The 19485-nt window shown below is 72.3% G+C and carries 3 protein-coding genes; 1 reads left to right on the top strand and 2 read right to left on the bottom strand.

Translation table 11 applies throughout. The annotated features are described in order from the left end of the window. Positions 1-16 precede the first annotated feature (16 nt). The gene (locus P1V51_01400; GenBank protein MDF1561664.1) at positions 17-1378 is read right to left on the bottom strand and encodes a CxxxxCH/CxxCH domain-containing protein; all 1362 of its coding nucleotides are present in this window, start codon (positions 1376-1378) and stop codon (positions 17-19) included. 184 nt (positions 1379-1562) lie between these two features. On the opposite strand from P1V51_01400, the gene P1V51_01395 reads away from it, so the two are divergent. Further along, positions 1563-2927: a hypothetical protein gene (locus P1V51_01395; protein ID MDF1561663.1), complete on the top strand. Its 1365-nt coding sequence runs from the start codon at positions 1563-1565 to the stop codon at positions 2925-2927. Between the two features lie 37 nt (positions 2928-2964). On the opposite strand, the gene P1V51_01390 is transcribed toward P1V51_01395, so the two are convergent. Then, positions 2965-19395 carry an Ig-like domain-containing protein gene (locus P1V51_01390; protein MDF1561662.1) on the bottom strand — a complete coding sequence of 5477 codons (16431 nt, stop codon included), beginning with the start codon at positions 19393-19395 and terminating at the stop codon, positions 2965-2967. Between the last annotated feature and the right edge of the window lie 90 nt (positions 19396-19485).

Genomic DNA, 19485 nt, shown 5'->3' with positions numbered 1-19485 from the left:
AAGCGCGGGTCCGGCGCTACCTCCAGTACTCGAAGCCGTGGCAGGAGGGGTTGCAGGAGCCGCGCCCCGCCGGGTTCCAGGAGGACTCCGAGACGCTCACCTGACCGTCCACGTGGAGGCTGCGATCGTTGATCGTCTTGTCGGGGTTGGCCACCGCCGCGTGGCAGCGCGAGCAGGGGTAGTTGCGATCGCCGATGTGCTTCCAGTGCTCGCCCGAGAGGTCCATCTGATTCTCGGGGGTGGTGTTGTCGTGGTGGCAGGCGTTGCAGGCCGTCGAGGTCGGCGCGTTCCAGATCAGGGTGCGGTTCCGGGAGTGGCCGTTGCCGTGGCAGTAGACCGCCGAGCAGGTGGCCGTCGCGCGGGTGTAGCTGGCCACCGGGTTGAGGCCCCCGCTCTGGGGGTCGTCGAAGAGGACCTCGGCCACGTTGTCACCGTCGAGGTGGCCGGGGTCGAGGTAGTCCGCCCAGCGGGCCGGGTGGCAGGTGCCGCAGTCCCAGGCGAGGTGGAGCGCCGTGTCCTGGGTGTGGGAGCGGTGGAAGCCGACGCCCTGCGCGCCCGGGTCGACGTTGCCCGCGAGGTCACCCGGCGGATCGGCCAGGGTGCCGTCCCCGTGGCAGATCGCGCAGCCCAGGGCGCCGAGATCGAGGACGCCGTCGACGTGCCGCTCCGGCTCGAGGAAGCTGCGGTCGCTCGCGGAGAGGGTGGGGTGACAGACACCGCACTCGGCCACGGTGGCCGGGTGGGGGGCCGAGGGAGGCAGCCCGTGGCAGGTGCCGCAGTCCGCCTGACCCGCGCCCACGGCGGTCCAGAAGGGCTCGGTGTTGGTGCCGCCGGGGTGGAGGGTCGGTCCGTGGCAGTAGACCGAGCACTGTCCCTGATCGAAGGCCGGGGTCTGGCCGTCGGCCGAGGCCAGCGCCCCCCAGGTGAGCTCGGCGGGCTGCGGGGTGTCGATGTGGCCGACGTCTCCCACCGCGGAGGGGACGAGGTGGCAGTCCTCGCAGCGCACCTCCCGGTGCCAGTCGGTGCCGGTGGCGAGGTGCTGGCGGTGGGCGCCCACGCCCCTGCGGTCCGGATCGCTGCCGGCGCCGAGGTCGAGGGCCGGCGCCGGGTTCCCCTCGTCGCCGTGGCAGAGGACGGCGCAGCTGAGGACGGCCACGCCGCCGTCGCTGCCCCCGCCCCCATCGGAGCCGCCGCCGTCGCTCGTCCCGGCGTCGCCGCCCCCGCCGTCGCTCTGGCCTCCGTCCGGGGTGCTCCCGTCGGGCACCCCCGGGCCGGCGTCGGGCTCCCAGCGGGCCAGGGGCTCGGCGCAGCCCTCACAACCCGAGAGCGGGAGGAACAGCAGGACGAGGGTTCCGTAGAGGAGGGTGGAGCGCAGCATCTCGGCCTCTCTGGCGATTCGGGTTCATGCAGGAGAGAGAGGAGATTCCCCTCTCCGGCCCCTATCCGGCCATTTTACGGGCTTCAGGTGGAAAGTTGCACCTGGACGAGGGGATTCTCCCGGGACCCTGGTTTACACGGGAGGGCCAGGGCGAATAGATCTGTGCCCCATGGCTAAGGGGAAGATGAGACTGGGGGAGATGCTGGTGGAGGCCGGAGGCCTCTCCCAGCCGCAGCTCGAGGAGGCCCTGAAGGCCCAGCTGATCTACGGGGGCAAGCTGGGCACGATCCTCATCGAGCTGGGATTCGTGAATCAGGAGTTCCTCACCAGCCTGCTCGCGAGGCAGTCGGGCCTCCCCCCCGCGCCCATCGACTCGCTGGAGGACGTCTCTCCGCAGATCCTCAAGCTGGTGCCGCGAGAGCTGGCGGAGCGCTACACGCTCATCCCCTTCTTCAAGGAGAAGCGGCGCCTGCACGTGGCGATCCTCGATCCGAGCAACCTCTCGATGGTGGACGAGGTGAGCTTCGCCACCGGGCTGGACGTGCGCCCCTACGTGGCGCCGGAGCTGCTCATCTGGTCGCTCCTCGAGCGCTACTACGAGGTCAGCCGGCCCGAGCGCTACATCCGCATCTCCGAGGATCCGGCCCTCACCTTGACCAACTCGGCGGGCTACGCCGCCGCCTTCTCCGGCAACGAGATCGAGCTGGCGCAGCAGCCGTCCACGCCGCAGATCGACTTCTCGGCCCCCGCGCAGGCGGCGCCGGCCCCGGCGCCCGCCTCGATGCCGGTGGCCGCTCCGGCTCCGGCGCCCGCCCCGATGCCGGTCGCCGCTCCGGCGCCGGTCGCCGCCCAGGCGTCGGTCGCCGCCCAGGCGCCGGTCGCCGCTCCGATGCCGGTCGCCGCTGCCCCGGCCCCGGCCCCGGTGCGCAACACCGAGCCCCCCGCGCCGGTGCCTGCCCCGCTGCCCTTCGCGGCCGCGACCGCGCCGGCAGCCTCCCCGGCCGCCGCGCCGACGCCCGCGGGTGAGGAGCTGGGGCCGATCACCCTGCCGCAGGTCGTGCGAAAGCTGCTGGGGATCCAGGCCCGCGACGAGATCCTGGGCCTGGTCTTCCGCTTCGGTCAGACCTACTTCGAGAACATCGCCATCTTCATGCTGCGCGCCGACGGCTACCACATGCACGTGGCCAAGGGCTCCCGCGAGTTCCAGATGCGCTGCTACACCCTCACCGATGGGGTCTCCCCCGACTCCTTCGGCAACTGCTTCGGGCGGGCGGGCTTTCACCTGGGGCCGGTGGCGCCCGGCTCCGACGCCGAGGCGCTCCTGAAGTGGCTGAACCTGCCCAACGGTGACGACACCTTCATGGTGCCCCTGGTCTCCAACCAGCGGGCCGGCGCCATCGTGCTCTGCAGCGGCCCCATGGGCGGCACCTTCAGCAACGAGGACCTGCGGGCCTTCCAGATGTTCATGGAGAAGTGCTCGCTGGCCGTGCAGATGCTCACCATCAAGCAGCGCCTGCTGGTGCTGCCCGCGGAGATGGCCCGGGAGTAAGGGCCGGCCGCGGGGGCGGCCGACCCGAAGGATCGGTCTACGGTCCGACGGTCCCGCGCACGGTGATCCTTCCGTCGGGAGACAGGGGGAAGCCGTCGTCCCAGCTCGGCGAGCCGAAGAGCACGTCGTCGAGGCCGTTGCGGTCGAAGTCGAAGCCCGCGAGCAGCCGCTCGCCGGTGCCGGCGCTGGAGTAGCCCGCCAGCACCGTCCGGATCCGGATGGTCTCACCGTCGAAGACCTGGATCGCCGCGGTCTCCTCCTTGGCGCCGATCACCCAGTCGACGAAGCCGTCCCGGTCCAGATCGGAGCTGGCCACCTGGATGCCCAGCTGTCCCAGGAGGGAGGTGCCCATCTGGCGGTAGAGGATGTTGCCGCTCTGGCTGGAGAGCACCGAGACGCTGCCGCCCCCGTAGATGCCGCCGGAGCTGTCCTTGCCGGCGCCCACCAGGATGTCGCGGTAGCCGTCGTCGTCGAAGTCGCCGATCACGGCCAGCGAGCTGCCGAGGGTCATGAAGTCCCGGTCGCCCGGCCGGTCGAGGATGACGTAGCCGGCGGAGAAGCCGTTCCAGGCCCCGCCGAAGACCATCACCCGCCCGGCGTCGGTGAGGCCGTTGAGGAAGGAGCCGTCCTGGCCCGGGGCGCCGACGATGAGCTCGGGCACCAGGTCGCCGGTGATGTCTCCGTGGGCCATGGCGATGCCGAAGTCCTCGGGGTTGCTCAGGTCGGCGCCGGTGGTGGGCAGGGAGAGCACGCAGGGGGAGGCGGCGCGGCAGTCGGAGTCGCCCAGGGAGGGCGCCGCCCCGCTGACGAGCTGGTGGATGCGCACGTAGTTGGCGCCGGGCGCCGCCACCGCGAAGTCGTGGCCGAACTCGCCGTTCCACTGGCCGAGGAAGACGATGTTCTCGCCGAAGCGGTCCCCGGGGAAGTTGCCGTCGAGCTGATCGAGGTTCGCCAGGCTCGTGCCGGCGAAGAGGTAGACCCGGCCGGTCTCCGCCAGGACGCCGGGGGCGCCGACCAGGAACTCGGCGTAGCCGTCGCCGTCCACGTCCGAGACGCCGGCCACCGCGGCCCCGAAGCGGTCCCCGATGGTGTTGTTGGGCGAGGGGATCGAGGCGATCACGCCGCCGGTGGCGCCATCGTAGAGGTAGATCACCCCCACGGCGCCGCCGAGGCCCTGCCCCTGCGGCGCGCCGACCAGGAACTCCGGCACACCGTCGAAGTTCCGATCGCCGAGGATGGCCAGGGAGGCGCCGAGCTGGCCGCCGTCGTTGGGCCCGTCGGAGTTGCGGAACGCGCCACCGTCCAGCTCCGAGATCAGCGGGATCGAGAGCAGGCGCACCCGGCCCCGGGCGTCGGTGACCTTGACGGTGTCCACCCCCAGGCCGGTGCCGGCCCGGTAGACGCCGTCGGAGGTGACCGTCGGCTGGGGCTGGCCGCCCACGCCGGTGCCGTTGGTGTCCAGGAGGAAGGTGTAGGGCGGGGTGCCGCCGCTCACGTTCAGCTGGATCTCGCGCCGGGTGGTGGAGCGCACGTCGTTCGGGGAGATCGAGAGATCGGTGAGCTGGTAGACCCCCACCCAGCCCAGCATCAAGCCGCCGGCGTTCATGGTGTAGGGGGCGCCGACGACGATGTCCGGGATCCCGTCGTTGAAGACGTCGGCCACCGCCATGCTCCAGCCGAAGCCCGCGGTCCCCTGCGGGGCATCCTGGCGCAGCAGGACCCGGCCGCCGGCCTCGACGTCGAAGCCCCAGAAGGAGCCCTCGCCGCTCGCCGCGGTCCCGGCGGCGCCCACCAGGAGATCCTGGTAGCCGTCGGCGTCCAGATCGAACCAGGCGACCGACTGGCCGAAGATCGCGCCCGCCGGGACGCCGACCGGGGCGCCGATGGTCTGGTAGAGGCTGATGCCCGACTCGTCGACCTGCCAGACCTCCACCTCGTTCGCGTTGGCGCGGGGGACGGCGATCCAGTTGTAGCCGGTGCCGACCGACTGGACCCGGGTCAGGGGCGCGGCGCCGGTGATCGCGGTGGGGTAGTCCGAGCCGAGGATGGTCCCCAGCAGGGTGCCGTTGGTGCTGTCGATCACCACCACCCGGCCGTAGCTGGTGAAGCCGTCGCCGGTGCCGACCGCCGTCATCACGCTGTGGCCGCTCGGGCCGGCGAGGGGGACGGCCGGGGAGAGGTGCTGACCCAGGCGGTCCTCGGGCGCGGCGCCGAAGGTGCGGGTGGCGAAGGGCGCCGAGGAGACGCCGGAGTAGAAGCGGATCACGCCGTTGTTGCTGGCTCCGCCCATGGGATCACCCACGGCGTGCTCGGGGAAGCCGTCGACCGGGGTCTGGAAGGAGGCGTTGGCCAGGCCGGCGGCGGCGATGGCGTAGCCCGCGTTGCCGCCGGCGTCGCTGTCGGTCCAGGCCAGGCTGCGGTCCCGCCCGGAGAAGGCGTAGACCTCGCCGCCCTGACCGCCGACGAGGAGCTCGGGGAAGCCGTCGAGGTCGTTGTCCTCGGTGATCGCCAGCCCGCGGCCCCAGTTGGGGATGAGCAGGGAGCCCTGCGCCGGGCCGGCGTCGTGGACCAGCTTGCGGCCGGTGCGGCCGTCGAAGACGTTGACCAGGCCGTGGGAGCCTGCCCCGCGGGAGGCGTTCGGTGAGCCCACCACGATCTCGGCGAAGCCGTCCCGGTTCAGGTCTCCGGCGGTGAGCACCTCGCCAAAGTTCCCGCCGTTGACGGTGCCGACGAGCTTGCGCTCGAGCTGGAGGCCGAAGGTGGTGTCGGAGGCCAGCGCGCCGAAGTCGGACCAGCACTCGATCGCGTGCTCGCTGAAGGTGACGCTGTCCCGGGCCGACAGGCCCATGACGTAGGTCACCGACTCCTGGAGGTTGCCGGTCACGGAGGGGTTGCCCGGGAGGGGCTCGCCGTCCTCGATCACCACGTTGGCCGAGGGGAGCTGGGCGTAGTCGGTGCTGGCCAGGTTCGGGGGGGCGCCGTTGGCGTAGTAGAAGCGGTAGAGGTCGGCCGAGGCGACCAGATCCCAGTCGGCCTGCAGGCGGCGGAAGGAGGCCCGCACCCGGTTCTCCTCGAGATCGACCGGCGCGTAGAGCGGCCGGCCGAACTCCAGCCAGGGCCAGCCGACGTTGCCGACGGCGTCCACCGCCAGCACGTCGATCCACATCTCCTCGCAGTTCGCCAGGGAGGGGCCCGCGGGCTGGATCGTCACCGTCTCCACCTCCTTGGCGATGGTGGAGATGCCCTGCATCCCGGTGGTCTGCTGGTTCCAGCGGATCTCGTAGTGATCCACGTCGGAGGCGGTGACCGAGTCGGTCCAGTCGACCTGCATCAGGTGGTTGCCCGGGGTGAGGGTGATGCCGCTCGCCGGATCGGGGGGGATGGTGTCCAGGGTGATGGCCTGGGTCGCCTTGGTGCTGTTCCCCGCCTCGTCCCAGATGCAGAGGGTGAGGGTCTGCTCACCGTCGGCGCCGGGGAGGAAGTAGCTCTGGGGGAAGTTCGCCGCGTTGTAGGGGATCTGGCCCACGCTGGCGCAGTCCACGTCGCCCGGCTCGATCCCGTAGAAGAAGGCGTCGAAGGAGACGAGGGTGAAGACCACGTCAGAGAACTTCGTCCGGGTCGAGTCGCAGGTGCAGCTGTTCGCGTTGCAGTCGGTGCCGGAGGTGTCCCAGCAGTCGATGCCCGTCCGCCCCTGCAGCGAGAAGGTGGTCAGGGAGGGCGGCGTCCGGTCGTAGATGATGTCGGCGTAGGTCTCGGAGGTCTGCCCCGACTCGTCCCGGAAGCAGGCGTAGATCCGGAAGCTCCCCTCCGGGCTGGCGAGGACGTAGGAGGACTCGCGGACGAAGGCAGTCCAGCCGAGGGGGTCGATGTCGCAGTTGGGATCGACCTCGGTGAAGGCCATCTGAGTGGCGCCCGAGGGCACGTCGGAGGTGATGGCGACGACGTCGTCGGTGGTGTACTGCGCGCCGTCGTCGAGCCAGATCCACCCCTGGGGCGGCTGGAGATCGACGACGATGAAGTCGGTGGCCAGCGCCGCGTTGCCGGCGTTGTCCTGGAAGCAGATCGCAACGGAGTTCACCTGCTGGTCCTCGCCGCCCAGGGTCCAGGGGAGGGTGCCGTTCGGGTTGCCGGCGGTCCAGCCGGCGGCCAGGGCGCCGCAGTCGGGGGTCTGCTCGTTGACGACGTAGTAGGCGGCGACGTCGGCCGAGGCGGAGATGAGCAGGTCGACGCTCTGGCTCCAGGCGTAGTCCTGGCGGCCGGTCTCCTGGATGACCAGGCTTCCGGCCGGGGGAGTCAGGTCCAGGGTGATGGTCTCGGTGATCGGCGCGGCCGTGTAGTTCCCGGCGTAGTCCTTCAGGCAGAGCGAGATCGTCTTCTCACCGTCGCCGCCGGTGAGGGTCAGGGACTTCGAGGGGCTGAAGGGCTCGTAGACGGCCGAGTTGCACAGGAGGGCGCCGGTCTGGCTGACGGCCATCTTCTCGACGTCCGTCGAGGTGACCGTGATCTCGAGCTGGATGGTCCGGCGGATCGTGTAGGTGGGGTTGCCCTCGGCGTAGATGACGAAGACTCCGTCGGGGCTCGTCCGGTCGACCTCGATGGTGTCGAAGGCGGCGTAGGTGTTGCCGGCGGCGTCCTTGAAGCAGACGCCGACGCTCACCATACCCACGCCGGCGATGGCGAAGTTCTTGGTGGCGGCGACGCTCTCGTAGGTTCCCACCGAGCAGTCGAGGGCGACGGTCTCCTCGATCCGCATCTGGGTGACGTCACCGGAGTAGGTGAGGGCCAGGGAGAGGGCGGTGGCGTTGGTGGGCTCACCGTTGGTGATCGTGACCGTGCCGGTGGGGGGGCTGTTGTCGATCACCAGGGGGGTGACGGTGGTGGAGGTCGCCGAGCGGTTGAGGGCGGCGTCCCAGGCCACGACCTTGGCGTAGTAGGTGCCGTCGAGGGGGACGGCGAAGTTCTGGCTGCGCGGCCCGGGGGTGAAGCCGTTCGCCCAGGGGATCGTGGCCGAGGCGATGACGGTGACCTGGTCCTGAGCCAGCAGAGAGACGTCGTAGCCGTACTCGCCGGAGTTGGTGACGTCCTCCTCGGCGGTCCACTGCACGGTGGCGGTGACGCCGCTGGTGGGGTTGGCGCCGGCGAAGACCAGGCCCGAGACCCCCGAGATGGGCCCGGACTGATCCGAGCGCAGGCTGGTGTCGCCCAGGCCGTCGGTCACGCAGTAGACCGGCGCCGAGACGTTACCCGCCGAGTCCACCGCCTCGACGCTGAAGCGGTAGAGGTCACCGTCGGTGAGGCTGCTGGCCGAGGGCAGGGAGAAGACCACGCCGAAGGTGGCGGCGCCGTCGATGCCGGTGATGGTGGAGTCGGCCTGCCAGGCGCCGGTGACCCAGCGCTCGATCTCGAGAGTGTAGGAGGCCGCGCCGGCGACCACCTCCCAGGTGAACTCCGGGGTCGGATCGGCCAGGGCGTTGGCGTAGGAGGTGAGGGTGGTCAGGGCGCAGCTGGACGGAGCGCTCGGGGCGCTGGTGTCGATCACGACCTGGAGCGAGGCGGAGGGGGCGCTCTGGAGGCCCGCCGCGTCCTGCACGATCACCCGGGCGTACCAGGTGCCGTCGGTGAGAGCGCCGGGCACGGCGTAGTCGCTGTCCTGGAGGTAGGCCCGGGGCGCCGGATCCTCGCTGCGGATGAGGGTGATGGGCACCGTCCCGAAGGTGGGATCCTGGGACCACTCGATCCGGTAGATCTCGGCGTCGCTGACCGCCGACCAGGCCAGGTCGGGGCGGGCGTCGGAGGTCGGGCTGGTGAGGGGCGAGAGCGAGGTCGCCGAGGGCTGGGTGGTGTCGACGGTGAAGCTGCGGGAGTTCGCGGCGGTGCTCCAGTCGTCGGAGACGTTCCCGGCCAGGTCCACCGCGCGGACGCGCCAGTAGTAGACGCCGTCGCCCAGGGTCTGGTTCGAGAGGGTGTTGGTCACCGTCGTGTCGACCACGACCTGGTTGGAGAAGTCCGAGGCCTGGCTGATCTGCAGCTGGTAGTGGGAGAGGTTGGTGTCGGTGGAGGCGGTCCACTCGGGGGTCACCGTGCTGGCGGCGATGATGTAGCCCGGGTTCGGCTCGTCGGGCGGGGCCACGAAGCCCGGCGCCGTCGGGTTCACCCGGTCCACGCCGAAGCTCGTGGCGCTGGTCCAGCCGGCGGTCGCGACGCTCGGGTTCCCCAGGGTGTCGAGGGCGCGCACGCGCCAGTACCAGGTGCCGTCCGCCGGGATCGTGCTGATCGTCACGCTGGTCGAGGGCGAGGTGACGGTGCCGCTCGTCTCCAGGGTGGCGAAGCTCGAGCTGCTGGAGACCTGATACTGGTAGGTCGCCGCCCCGCTGTCCGACTCGTCGCTCCAGCCCAGGGTGTAGCTGCTGTCGGCGAGGCCGACCCAGCCCGGGGTGGTGGTGACGGTCGGCCGGTCGGGCGCCGTGGTGTCCACGGTGAAGCTCGCGCCGGTGGCGCCCGGCGCCGGGGTGCTCTCGTTGCCCACGGCGTCGAGGGCGAGGACCCGCCAGTGGTAGGTGCCGTCGGGGAAGGAGATCGTCACCGAGACGGTGGGGTCCAGCGTCGTGGCCTGCCAGGCCAGGGCGGTGAAGTTGGAGTCGTAGGCGATCTCCAGCCGATAGCTCGAGGCGCCGCCGGCCGGCGCGGTCCAGGAGAAGGTGACCGCCGAGGCGTTGCCCGAGCTGCCGTCGGCCGGGCTGGTGTTGGTGGGCGGGCCCGGCGGGGTGCTGTCGAGCGCGAAGGTGTCGGTGGAGGACCAGGCGCTCGAGTTCCCGTGGGCGTCCTGGGCCCGCACTCGCCAGTACCAGGTGCCGTCGCCCAGGGTGGTGGCGAAGCTGGTGCCGCTGGTGCTGCCCGTCGCGTCCGGGCTGCCGAAGAGGGAGTCGTCGTCGACCTCGACGGAGTAGAGGGTCGCGCCCGAGGCGGCCTGGGAGTACCAGCGCAGGGTAGGCGAGGCGCTGACGGTGGCGCCCACGGGGATCAGGTCGGGGGCGGTCGGAGCGGTCGTGTCGATCGTCAGGCTCTGGCCGCTGGCCGCCGAGACCCAGGCGGAGACGTTGCCCGCCGCGTCCTCGGCCCGCACCCGCCACCGGTAGGTGCCGTCGGCCAGTAGCACGGTGGCGCTCTCGGTCGCCGGCGTGTCGTTCACCAGGAGGGTGAGGAAGTCGCTGGCCTGCGCCACCTGCAGCCGGTAGCTCACCGCGGTCAGCGCGTCGGTGGAGGCATCCCAGGAGAAGTCGACCGAGCCGTCGGTGTCGGCCGCGCCGCCGGCCGGGAGCGGGTTGGCGGGCGCGCTCGGGGCGCTGAGGTCGACGATGATGGTCTGGGAGGCGCTGTAGGCGCTGGTGTTGCCGGCGCCGTCCCGGGCGGCGACCGAGATGGTGTGCGAGCCCTCGGCCAGGTTCGAGGCCGGGGTGTAGGTGAGGGCGGCCAGGGTGGTGTCCACCGCGTCGATGCGCAGGAGGTACTGGGTGGCGCCGCTGCCCGACTCGTCGCTCCAGGTGAAGGTGGGCGTGCCATCGTTGGTGGGCGTGGCGATCGCCGCGAGGGTCGGGGTCGACGGGGCGTTGGCGTCGACGGTGACGCTCCAGATCGTCGCCGAGGCCGGCGCGGTCTGGTTGCCCGCGGCGTCGGTGGCCAGCACCCGCCAGTACCAGACGGCGTCGGTGAGGGTCAGATCGGTCGACGTGGAGGAGAGGCCCGCGAGATCGTGGACGATGGTCGCCAGGGTGGCGTCCGAGCCCACCTGCAGGCGGTAGCTCGCGGCGTCGCCCACCGAGGACCAGGAGAAGGAGACGGTGACGCCGGTCGCGGTGGCGCCGTCGGCCGGCGCGATCAGCGAGGGCGCGGTGGGGGTGACGGTGTCGACCAGGAAGCTGTCCGGCGACGAGGGCGCCGAGGCGTTGCCGAGGGCGTCCAGGCTCTCCACCCGCCACGACCAGGTGGTCGCCGGGCTGCCGGTCAGCGGCCCGATCTCGAGGCTCACGTCGGAGGTGGTCGCGAAGGAGGAGGTGAGGAAGCCGTCGTCGCTCCAGCTCACCCGGTAGGTGTCCGCGTCGGGGACGGTGTTCCACTGCACCGTGGGGGTGTTGTCGGTGGTGGGATCCGGGAAGTAGGCGATGAGGGTGGGCGCCGCCGGCGCGGTGGCGTCCACCACGAAGACCTCGGTGGGGGCCGCCGGTCCCAGGTTGCCCGCGGCGTCGCGGGCGGCGACGGTCCAGGTGTGGTTGCCGTCCCCGAGGGCCGACGGAGTGTGGGTGAGGGTGGGGGAGGTGACGGTGGTCGTCGAGCCGTCGAGGGTGACCACGTAGCTCGCGGCCCCGGTCACGGCGGACCAGGCGAGGGTCGGCGTGGTGTCGTTGGTGGGGGTGGTCACGGAGGTCAGCACCGGGGCGGCCGGGGCCACGGTGTCCACCTCGACGCTGCGCACGGTGGCCGTGGCGGTCGGCGAGACGTTGCCCGCCGCGTCCCGCGCCAGGACCCGCCAGTACCAGATGCCGTCGGGCAGGGTGACCAGCTGGCTGGTGCTCGTGCCCTCGCTGCGGTCGTAGGTGGCGAAGGTCGGGGAGGTCGAGCGATCCAGGAGGTAGGCGGCCGCGTCGGCGACGCTGCTCCAGGTGAAGGCCACGGTCGAGCTGGTGGAGTAGCTGGCGTCGGCGGGGGTGGAGGGCGCCGGGTTGATGGGCGCGCTCAGATCGATGACGAAGGCGTCGGGGCTGGAGAAGGCGCTCTGGTTGGTGGCGTCGTCGGTGGCGCGGACGTGCCAGTACCAGGTGCCCTCGGCCAGGGGGCCGACGCTGTGGCCGGGCGAGGAGACCGTGGCCTGCCCGCCGGCGCCGTTGGTGAAGCCCACGTCGGTGTCCCACTCGACGGTGTAGCTCAGGGCGTCGGCGACCGCCGACCAGGCGAGGGCGACGGTGGTGGTGTTCCGGGGGTCGGGGCTCACCGGGGTCAGGACCGGCACCGCCGGGAGGGTGGCGTCGACCTCGAAGACCTGGGCCGAGGAGTAGGCGCTCCGGTTGCCCGCGGCGTCCACCGCGGCCACGGCGAAGCTGTGGGGACCGTCGGCCAGGTTCGAGGCCGGGGTGTGGGAGGTCGAGGCCACGGAGGTCACCGTGCCGTCGAGGTCGAGGCGATAGCCGACCGCGCCGCTGGCGCTCTCGTCACTCCAGCTGAAGGTCGGCGTCGCGTCGGTGGTCGGCGAGGTCAGGGCCACCGGCGTGGGCACGTCGGGCGGGGTCGTGTCGACGGTGAAGGCGTTGTCCGCCGCGCCGGCGGAGAGGTTGCCCGCAGCGTCGACCGCGCGCACCCGGGCCCACCAGGGGCCGTCCCCCAGGACGACCGAGCGGGAGGTGGCCGTCAGGCCGCTCTCGCGCGTCGGCGCGGTGAAGGCCGCGTCGGTGGAGATCTCGAGCTGATAGGTGGCGGCGTCGGCCACCGAGGACCAGCTGAAGGCGACCGAGTTGGAGGTCACCGCGCTGCCGTCGGCGGGGGTCAGCAGGGAGGGGTCGGCCGGGGCGGTGATGTCGACCACGAAGCTGCTGGAGGAGGAGAAGGCGCTCCAGTTGCCCGCCTGGTCCCGCGCCCGCGCGCGCCAGTACCAGGTGCCGTTGCCCAGGGCCGGGGCCGGCTGGGTGGTGGGGATGGTGATCGTGTTCGTCCCGCCCACACCGCCGGTGAAGAGGTTGTTGTCGTGCCACTGGACCTCGTACTGGACCGCGTCGTTCACCGGCTGGAGGGCGAGGGTGGGCTGGGTGACGCGGGAGGGATCCGGGGCGACGGCCACCAGCACCGGCACCGCCGGCGCCGTGGCGTCGACGGTGAAGGCCTGGGCGGTGGCGTAGGCGCTCACGTTGCCCGCGGCGTCGCGGGAGGCCACGGTCCAGGCGTGGCTGCCGTCGGCGAGGGCCTCGGCCAGGAGCAGGGTGTAGGAGGTGGCGCCGGTGACGACCCGGTCGACGCCGTCGATCTGCAGGAGGTAGGCGGTGGCGCCGGAGGCGGCCTCGTTGCTCCAGGAGAGCACCGGCTGGGTCTCGTTGATGAGGCTGGCCAGGCGGGTGAGGGTCGGCACGGCGGGGGCCGTGGTGTCCACCGTGAAGGCCGTGCTCGAGGCCCCGGCGGAGACGTTGCCGGCGGCGTCGATGGCCCGCACCCGGGCCCACCAGTTTCCGTCGGTGAGGACCACCGAGCGGGCCGTCGTCGTCTGGTTGGCCTCCACCTGGGCGGCGGTGAAGCCGGCGTTGGTGGCGATCTCCAGGCGGTAGGCCACCGCGTCCGCCACCGAGGACCAGCTGAAGGCCACCGAGGAGGTGGCCAGGCTGCTCGCCGCGACGGGCGTGAGGAGGGTCGGATCCGAGGGCGCCGTGACGTCGACCACGAAGCTGCCGGTGGTGGACCAGCCGCTCCAGTTGCCGACGGCGTCCCGGGCCCGGGCGCGCCAGTACCAGGTGCCGCCGCCGAGGGCCGACGAGGGCTGGGTGGAGGTCGTCGCGACGGTGTCGCTCCCGCCGACGCCGCCGGTGAAGAGGCTGTTGTCGTGCCACTCGAGCTCGTACTCGACGGCGTCGCTCACCGGCTTCACGGCGAGGGTGGGCAGGGTGTTCGAGGAGGGATCGGGGCTGACGGCCACCAGGCCCGGCACGCCCGGCGCGGTCGCGTCCACGGTGAAGGCCTGCGCCGTGGCGAAGGCGCTCACGTTGCCGGCGGCGTCGCGGGCGGCGACGGTCCAGGTGTGGGTGCCGTCGGCGAGGGCCTCGGCCAGCGGGACCGTGTAGCTGGTCGCGCCGGAGACCACCCGGGTGGCGCCGTCGATCTGCAGGAGGTAGGCCGCGGCGCCGCTGGCGGCCTCGTCGCTCCAGCCGAGCACGGGCTGGGTCTCGGAGATCAGGTCGGCCAGGCGGGTGAGGGTCGGCACGTCCGGCGCGGTGGTGTCGACGGTGAAGGCGTTGTCGGCGGCGCCGGCGGAGACGTTGCCGGCGGCGTCGATCGCGCGCACGCGGGCCCACCAGCTCCCATCGGTGAGGACGACGGCGCGGGCGGTGGTGGTCAGGCCGGACTCGATCTGGGGCGAGGTGAAGGCCGCGTCGGAGGCGATCTCGAGCTGGTAGCGGACGGCGTCGGCCACCGCGGCCCAGGTGAAGTCGACCGAGGTCGAGGTCACCGAGCTCCCCGCGGCGGGGGTCAGCAGGGTCGGGTCGGCCGGGGCCGTGGTGTCCACCACGAAGTCGTCCACGGAGGAGAAGGCGCTCCAGTTGCCCGAGGCGTCCCGGGCCCGGACGTGCCAGTGCCAGGTGCCGTTGCCCAGCGCGACGCTCGGCTTGGTGGAGGTGCCGGTGATCAGGGCGCTGCTCCCGGTGCCCCCGGTGAAGAGGTTGTTGTCGTGCCACTCGACCTCGTACTCGACCGCGTCCCCCACCGCCGCGAAGGCGAGGGTGGGCTGGGTGAGGGAGGTGGGGTCGGGGTTCACCGGCACCAGCACCGGCGTGGCCGGCGCGGTGGCGTCCACGGTGAAGGACTGCAGGGTGGCGTGGGCGCTGGTGTTCCCGGCGGCGTCCCGGGCGGCGACCGTCCAGGTGTGGACGCCGTCCGCCAGGGCTTCGGCCAGGGGCACGGTGTAGGTGGTGGTGCCGGAGACCGGCCGGTCCACGCCGTCCACCTGCACGAGGTAGGTCACGGCGCCGGAGGCGGCCTCGTCGCTCCAGGAGAGCACCGGCTGGCGCTCGGAGATCAGGCTGGGCAGGCGGTTGAGGGTCGGGACGTCCGGCGCGACCGTGTCCACGGTGAAGGTGATGAAGGTCGTCCCCAGGGAGCGGTTGCCGGCCGCGTCGGTGGTGATCACCCGCGCCCAGTAGGCGCCCTCGTCGAGGACCAGCGAGCGGGCGGTGGTGGTCAGCCCGGCCTCCACGATGGCGCCGGTGAAGCCCGCGTTGAGCGCGATCTCGAGGCGGTAGGCGACGGCGTCCGCCACCGAGGCCCAGGTGAAGGCCACCGGCTGGGTGCTCCAGGTCGAGGCGTTCGCCGGGGCGGAGAGGATGGCGTCGGCCGGGGCAGTGGTGTCCACCACGAAGGTGACGGTGTTGGAGAAGCCGGCGGCGTCCGCGTTGCCCGCGGCGTCGATGGTCTGCACCCGGGCGTACCAGGTGCCCTCACCCAGGGTGCTGGAGGTGAGGCTCAGCTGGGCGGTGGTCTGGTCGACCTGGATCCCCGCGCTGAAGTCGGAGGTCGTGGAGATCTGGAGGTGGTAGAGCCGGGCGTCGGTGGTCGCTGCCCAGGTGAGGGTCGGGGTCGTGTCCCGGGTCGGGCTGTCGACGAGGTCCAGGGTCGTGGGCCCGGGGGCCACCGTGTCGACCTCGAAGCGCTGCGCCGGGGTGAAGGGGCTGCGCAGGTCCGCGTCGTCGGCGGCCTGCACCCGCCACCAGTAGAGGCCGTCGGCCAGCGGGTAGGCGGCGGCGCCCGCGGCGTCGTCGATCGCGGTGTAGTCGAAGTCCGTCAGCTCCACCTCCACGAAGACCGCGCCGGGGCCGGAGCCGTCGAAGGACGCGCTGTCCGAGAGCTGGAGGAAGTGCCGGGTGGCGCCGGTGCCGCCGGTGAAGGAGAGGGCCGGTGAGGCGTCGGCGGTGACCGGCGGGACCTCGTCGAGCACCGGGATCTGTGGGGCCAGGGTGTCCAGGCCGATGCTGTCCGAGAAGACGCCCGAGAGGTTGCCGGCCGCGTCCCGGACGCGGATGTAGACGTTCTTGGTGCCGTCTCCCACGGTGAGGTTCCAGCCCACCAGCGAGACCGGGTTCGCCAGGGGCATGGCCAGGCTGGCCACGAAGCCCGAGTCGTTGGCGATGATCGCCGAGACCGCCTCGTCCTCCGCGAGGCCGGTGATGGTGGAGTCGATCCCCAGGGTGACGGTGGTGGTGGCGGTCCAGGCCGCCCCCAGGGACATGTCGGTGCCCGGGGAGGTGGGCTCGATGCTGAAGGCCAGGGAGGGGGGCGGCGTGCGATCGACGAAGATGGCGTCGCAGTCGGTGGGCAGGCTGGGGGTGCGCGCCGGCGGGCAGGTCACGGTGGTGAGATCGGTGACCGAGCGGTTGCCCGCGGCGTCGGAGACCTCGAGGTAGAGCTGCCGGTCGCCGTCGGCCCCCGGGGTGAGGGTGATCACCGGCACGGAGGTGAGGCCCTCCTTGAGGCTCACCAGCACCGGGTTGGTGTCGGTGGTGCTGCGGAAGATGCGTCCGCTGACCACCCCGGCGACCGCGCCGCCGGCGGCGACGCCGGAGAGATCCTCCTGGGCCGCGACCAGCGCCGAGACGTTGAGGGAGGCGGTGTAGGCCTCACCGTCGCCGACGACCAGATCCCCGGAGGTGGTGCTGGCCGTGGGGGAGATGACGATGTTGCCCTGCGGGGCGACCCGGTCGAGGACGATGTCGAGGGGGAACCACTCGGAGACGAGCCCGGAGGTGGTGTCCTGCATCTTCACCCAGACGACCTTCTGGCCGTCGCAGATGGCCACCGGATCGCCGGGGTCGGGGCACTGCGACTGGGAGAAGGTGAAGGGCAGGGGCTGGAAGGCGTCCCCGGGGAGCTGGGTGATGGCCCGCCAGGCGCAGTTCCCGGTGGAGAAGGTGTCGGGGTCGCCGCCCAGGAGGATGTTCGGGCTCTCGCAGATCCGCACCTGGTTCACGCCGGGGAAGGAGCCGCCCACCTCGATGGAGGTGAGGTTGGTCGCGGCGCCGAGGACCGCCCCGGCGGGGGTCTGCAGGAAGGCGTCGCCGATCTGCGGGGTGAGGACGATGGGCGTGGTGGTGAGGTCGGTCGTGCTGTTGGCCGAGACCACCACCGGGGTGATCAGCTCCTCCCCGTAGCCGTCGAGGCGGGCGACGAGGGTGTAGCTGTCGGCCGGGACCGAGGCGAAGTAGACGATGCCGTCGGGCGGGGAGAGCTGGGTCAGCACGGAGGTGCCGCTCTGCTCGAGGATGATCGCCACCCCCGACTCGTTGCTGCGGTCGGAGATGTCCACCGCCACCCGCAGGGCCCCGGTGGCCTTGGCGAGGGTGACCGGGGTGACGGTCACCGGCGTGTTGGGCGGCACGACCACGCCCTCGGCGGTCGCGGCCTGGTACTGGGCGGTCTGGAAGACGAGGCGGTAGGTGCCGGCGGTGAGCGAGGGGAAGGAGTAGGTCCCGTCGGCGAGGGTGACCGTGTTGTCCTGCACCGGCGTGTCGCCCACCGTGGCGCCCTCGAGGAGGACGTCGATGCCGCCGTGGGTGGTCTGGCCGGAGCGCAGGGCGGTGCCGGCGATGCTGCCGGGGATCGGCTGGAGCACGAGGGGGTCGGCGGTGACGCGCTGACCCTCGAGCACGGTGGCCGGGGTGGGGGAGGCGGCGCCCTGGAAGGCGTCGTCGGCGGTGGCCGAGACGTAGTAGTCGCCGACGGGGAGATCGGTGAAGAGGTAGCTGCCCGCCGAGTCGGTGACGGTGGTGATGCCCGGCGCCGCCTGGACGCGGATCCCCTCGTGGCTGCCCTCGCCCAGGAGGGTGGCGGAGCCCTCGAGCTCACCGCGGGCCAGCTGGAGGACCACCTCGCCCAGGGTGCGCACCGCGCCCTCGGTGAGGATGAGGCCGTCCATCACCCGCTGGCTGAAGCCCGGGTGAGAGAAGACCAGGCGGTAGTCGCCGGCCGCCAGCCCGGAGAGGCTGAAGGCGCCGTTCACGGAGGTGGTGGCCGTCAGGGCCGTGTCCACGTAGTCGCCCGCGCCGCCCGCCGCGCTGGCGTCCCAGAGCCAGAAGGAGACCACGGTGCCGCTGTGATCCGCGCCGGCCTCGAGGCGGGCCGCGCCGGCGATCATCCCCGAGCGATCGAGGAGCACGTCGACCGGGTACTCCTGGGTCACGTTGCCGCAGTCGTCCCGGAAGCGGGCGACGACCGTGCGCAGGCCGTCGGCGCCGGCGGCGAGCTGCCAGGAGAGCTGCTGGCTCGGGGGCAGCGCCACCCAGGCGCTGCCGTCGAGGCCCGCCGCGTTGCCGACCTCGACCCCGGTGGCGCCGGTGACGTCGAAGGTGAGCAGGACCGAGAGCGAGCGCACCGTGCCGCTGCCGTCGTCGATCCGCAGGATGGCGCCGCCGGGCTGGGGTCCCACCGAGTTGATGGTCACCGTGCTGGTGGTGGGCGCCGAGGTGTTGCCCGCCGCGTCGCGCAGCTCGAGGGTGATGTCGTGGGTGCCGTCGCCGGGGAAGGCGACGATGTCGCGGGGGAGGTAGTCGACGAAGGTCTCGGTATCGAGGGTGCCGTCGGAGACGACCCGCATCTGGTAGAGGCCGGCGCAGCTCTGGTCGGCCGCGCAGGGATCCTCGCCCGGGAGGTCCATCGTGACCTGGGCGTCGTTGGAGCAGCTCGAGCCGCTCGCAGGCGCCGGCGCCGCGGCCACCGGCGGCGTGGTGTCGAGGATGATGCTGGCGACGAAGGTCGGAGAGAGATCGCAGGTGGGCGCCCGGAAGCGCAGGAAGAGCTGCTGCTCCCCGTCGCTGGCGCCGGTCAGGTCGAAGAGGGTGGAGGTGGCCGGCGTGGACCAGTCGGCCACGTCGCCGAAGTCGGGCATCAGCGAGAGCTGCATGCCGTTGTAGACCGGCGGGAGGACCACGTTGGCGGTGATCGTCGAGGCGGAGGTGGCGAGGCCCGCCGGATCGGCGTCGGGGTTCGCCGGGGCGGTGAGGGTGAGGATGCCCTCCCCGTCGGTGAGCTGCAGCGTGCCCACGTCGGTGACCCCGTCGGTGAGGACCTCGACGCTCTGGGCGACGACCGCGGGCAGGTAGCCGTCGAGGGAGGCGATGACCACGAAGGGGCCGACGGCGAGGTTGCGCTCCTCGAAGGTGCCGTCCGCGCGGAGGCGGGCGCGGACGGACTCCTCGGCGGCGAGCTCGGTGCAGGAGGTGTCGGAGGGCGTGGCCACCGGGGAGCCGAGGCGCAGGAGGGTGACCTCGGTCTCGAGGGGCGCGGGGCGATCACCGGCTGGATCCGGGATCACCACGCGCCCGGCCAGGGTGCCTCGGCCGGCCAGGAGATAGAGCTCGCCGATGTCCTGATCCTCGCCCGTCGCCACGAGCACGCCGGTGCGCTCGTCGGCGCGGAAGCCGGGGACCTCCGCGCGGACGAGGTAGGTGCCGGCGGGCAGGAAGGTCGAGAAGGAGACGGGCGTCGTGGTGTCGTCGAGCTCCACCGCCACGTCGCGCACGGGGCTGCCCCGGGGGGTGAGCCCCTCGACGGTGATCGTCAGGCTCGCGGGGTCGAAGGCCGCCTCCGCGCTGACCCGCCCGGTGATCAGGCTGGTGACCTGCAACGCCGGAGGGGCGTCGGGATCGTAGGGGTTGTCGACGGCGACGTTCGAGTTGCAGGCCGTCATCAGGCCCAGGCCCACGAAGCAGACAACGATCCAGCGTTGCATGCGATCCTCCCAGCCTCCCGGACCGCGTCCGGCATGAACGCAGTCGGAAAGCCCAAAGAATAGCCGCCCGCGCAGCCTCGGGGCCATGCG

It is taken from the genome of Deltaproteobacteria bacterium (genome assembly GCA_029210625.1).
Classification (GTDB): domain Bacteria; phylum Myxococcota; class Myxococcia; order SLRQ01; family SLRQ01; genus JARGFU01.
This window is presented reverse-complemented; position numbering and strand designations above follow the sequence as displayed.

Coding starts and splice junctions, on each gene's coding strand:
- P1V51_01400 (MDF1561664.1), bottom strand. CDS start 1,378: ATGCTGCGCTCCACCCTCCTCTACGGAACCCTCGTCCTGCTGTTCCTC.
- P1V51_01395 (MDF1561663.1), top strand. CDS start 1,563: ATGAGACTGGGGGAGATGCTGGTGGAGGCCGGAGGCCTCTCCCAGCCG.
- P1V51_01390 (MDF1561662.1), bottom strand. CDS start 19,395: ATGCAACGCTGGATCGTTGTCTGCTTCGTGGGCCTGGGCCTGATGACG.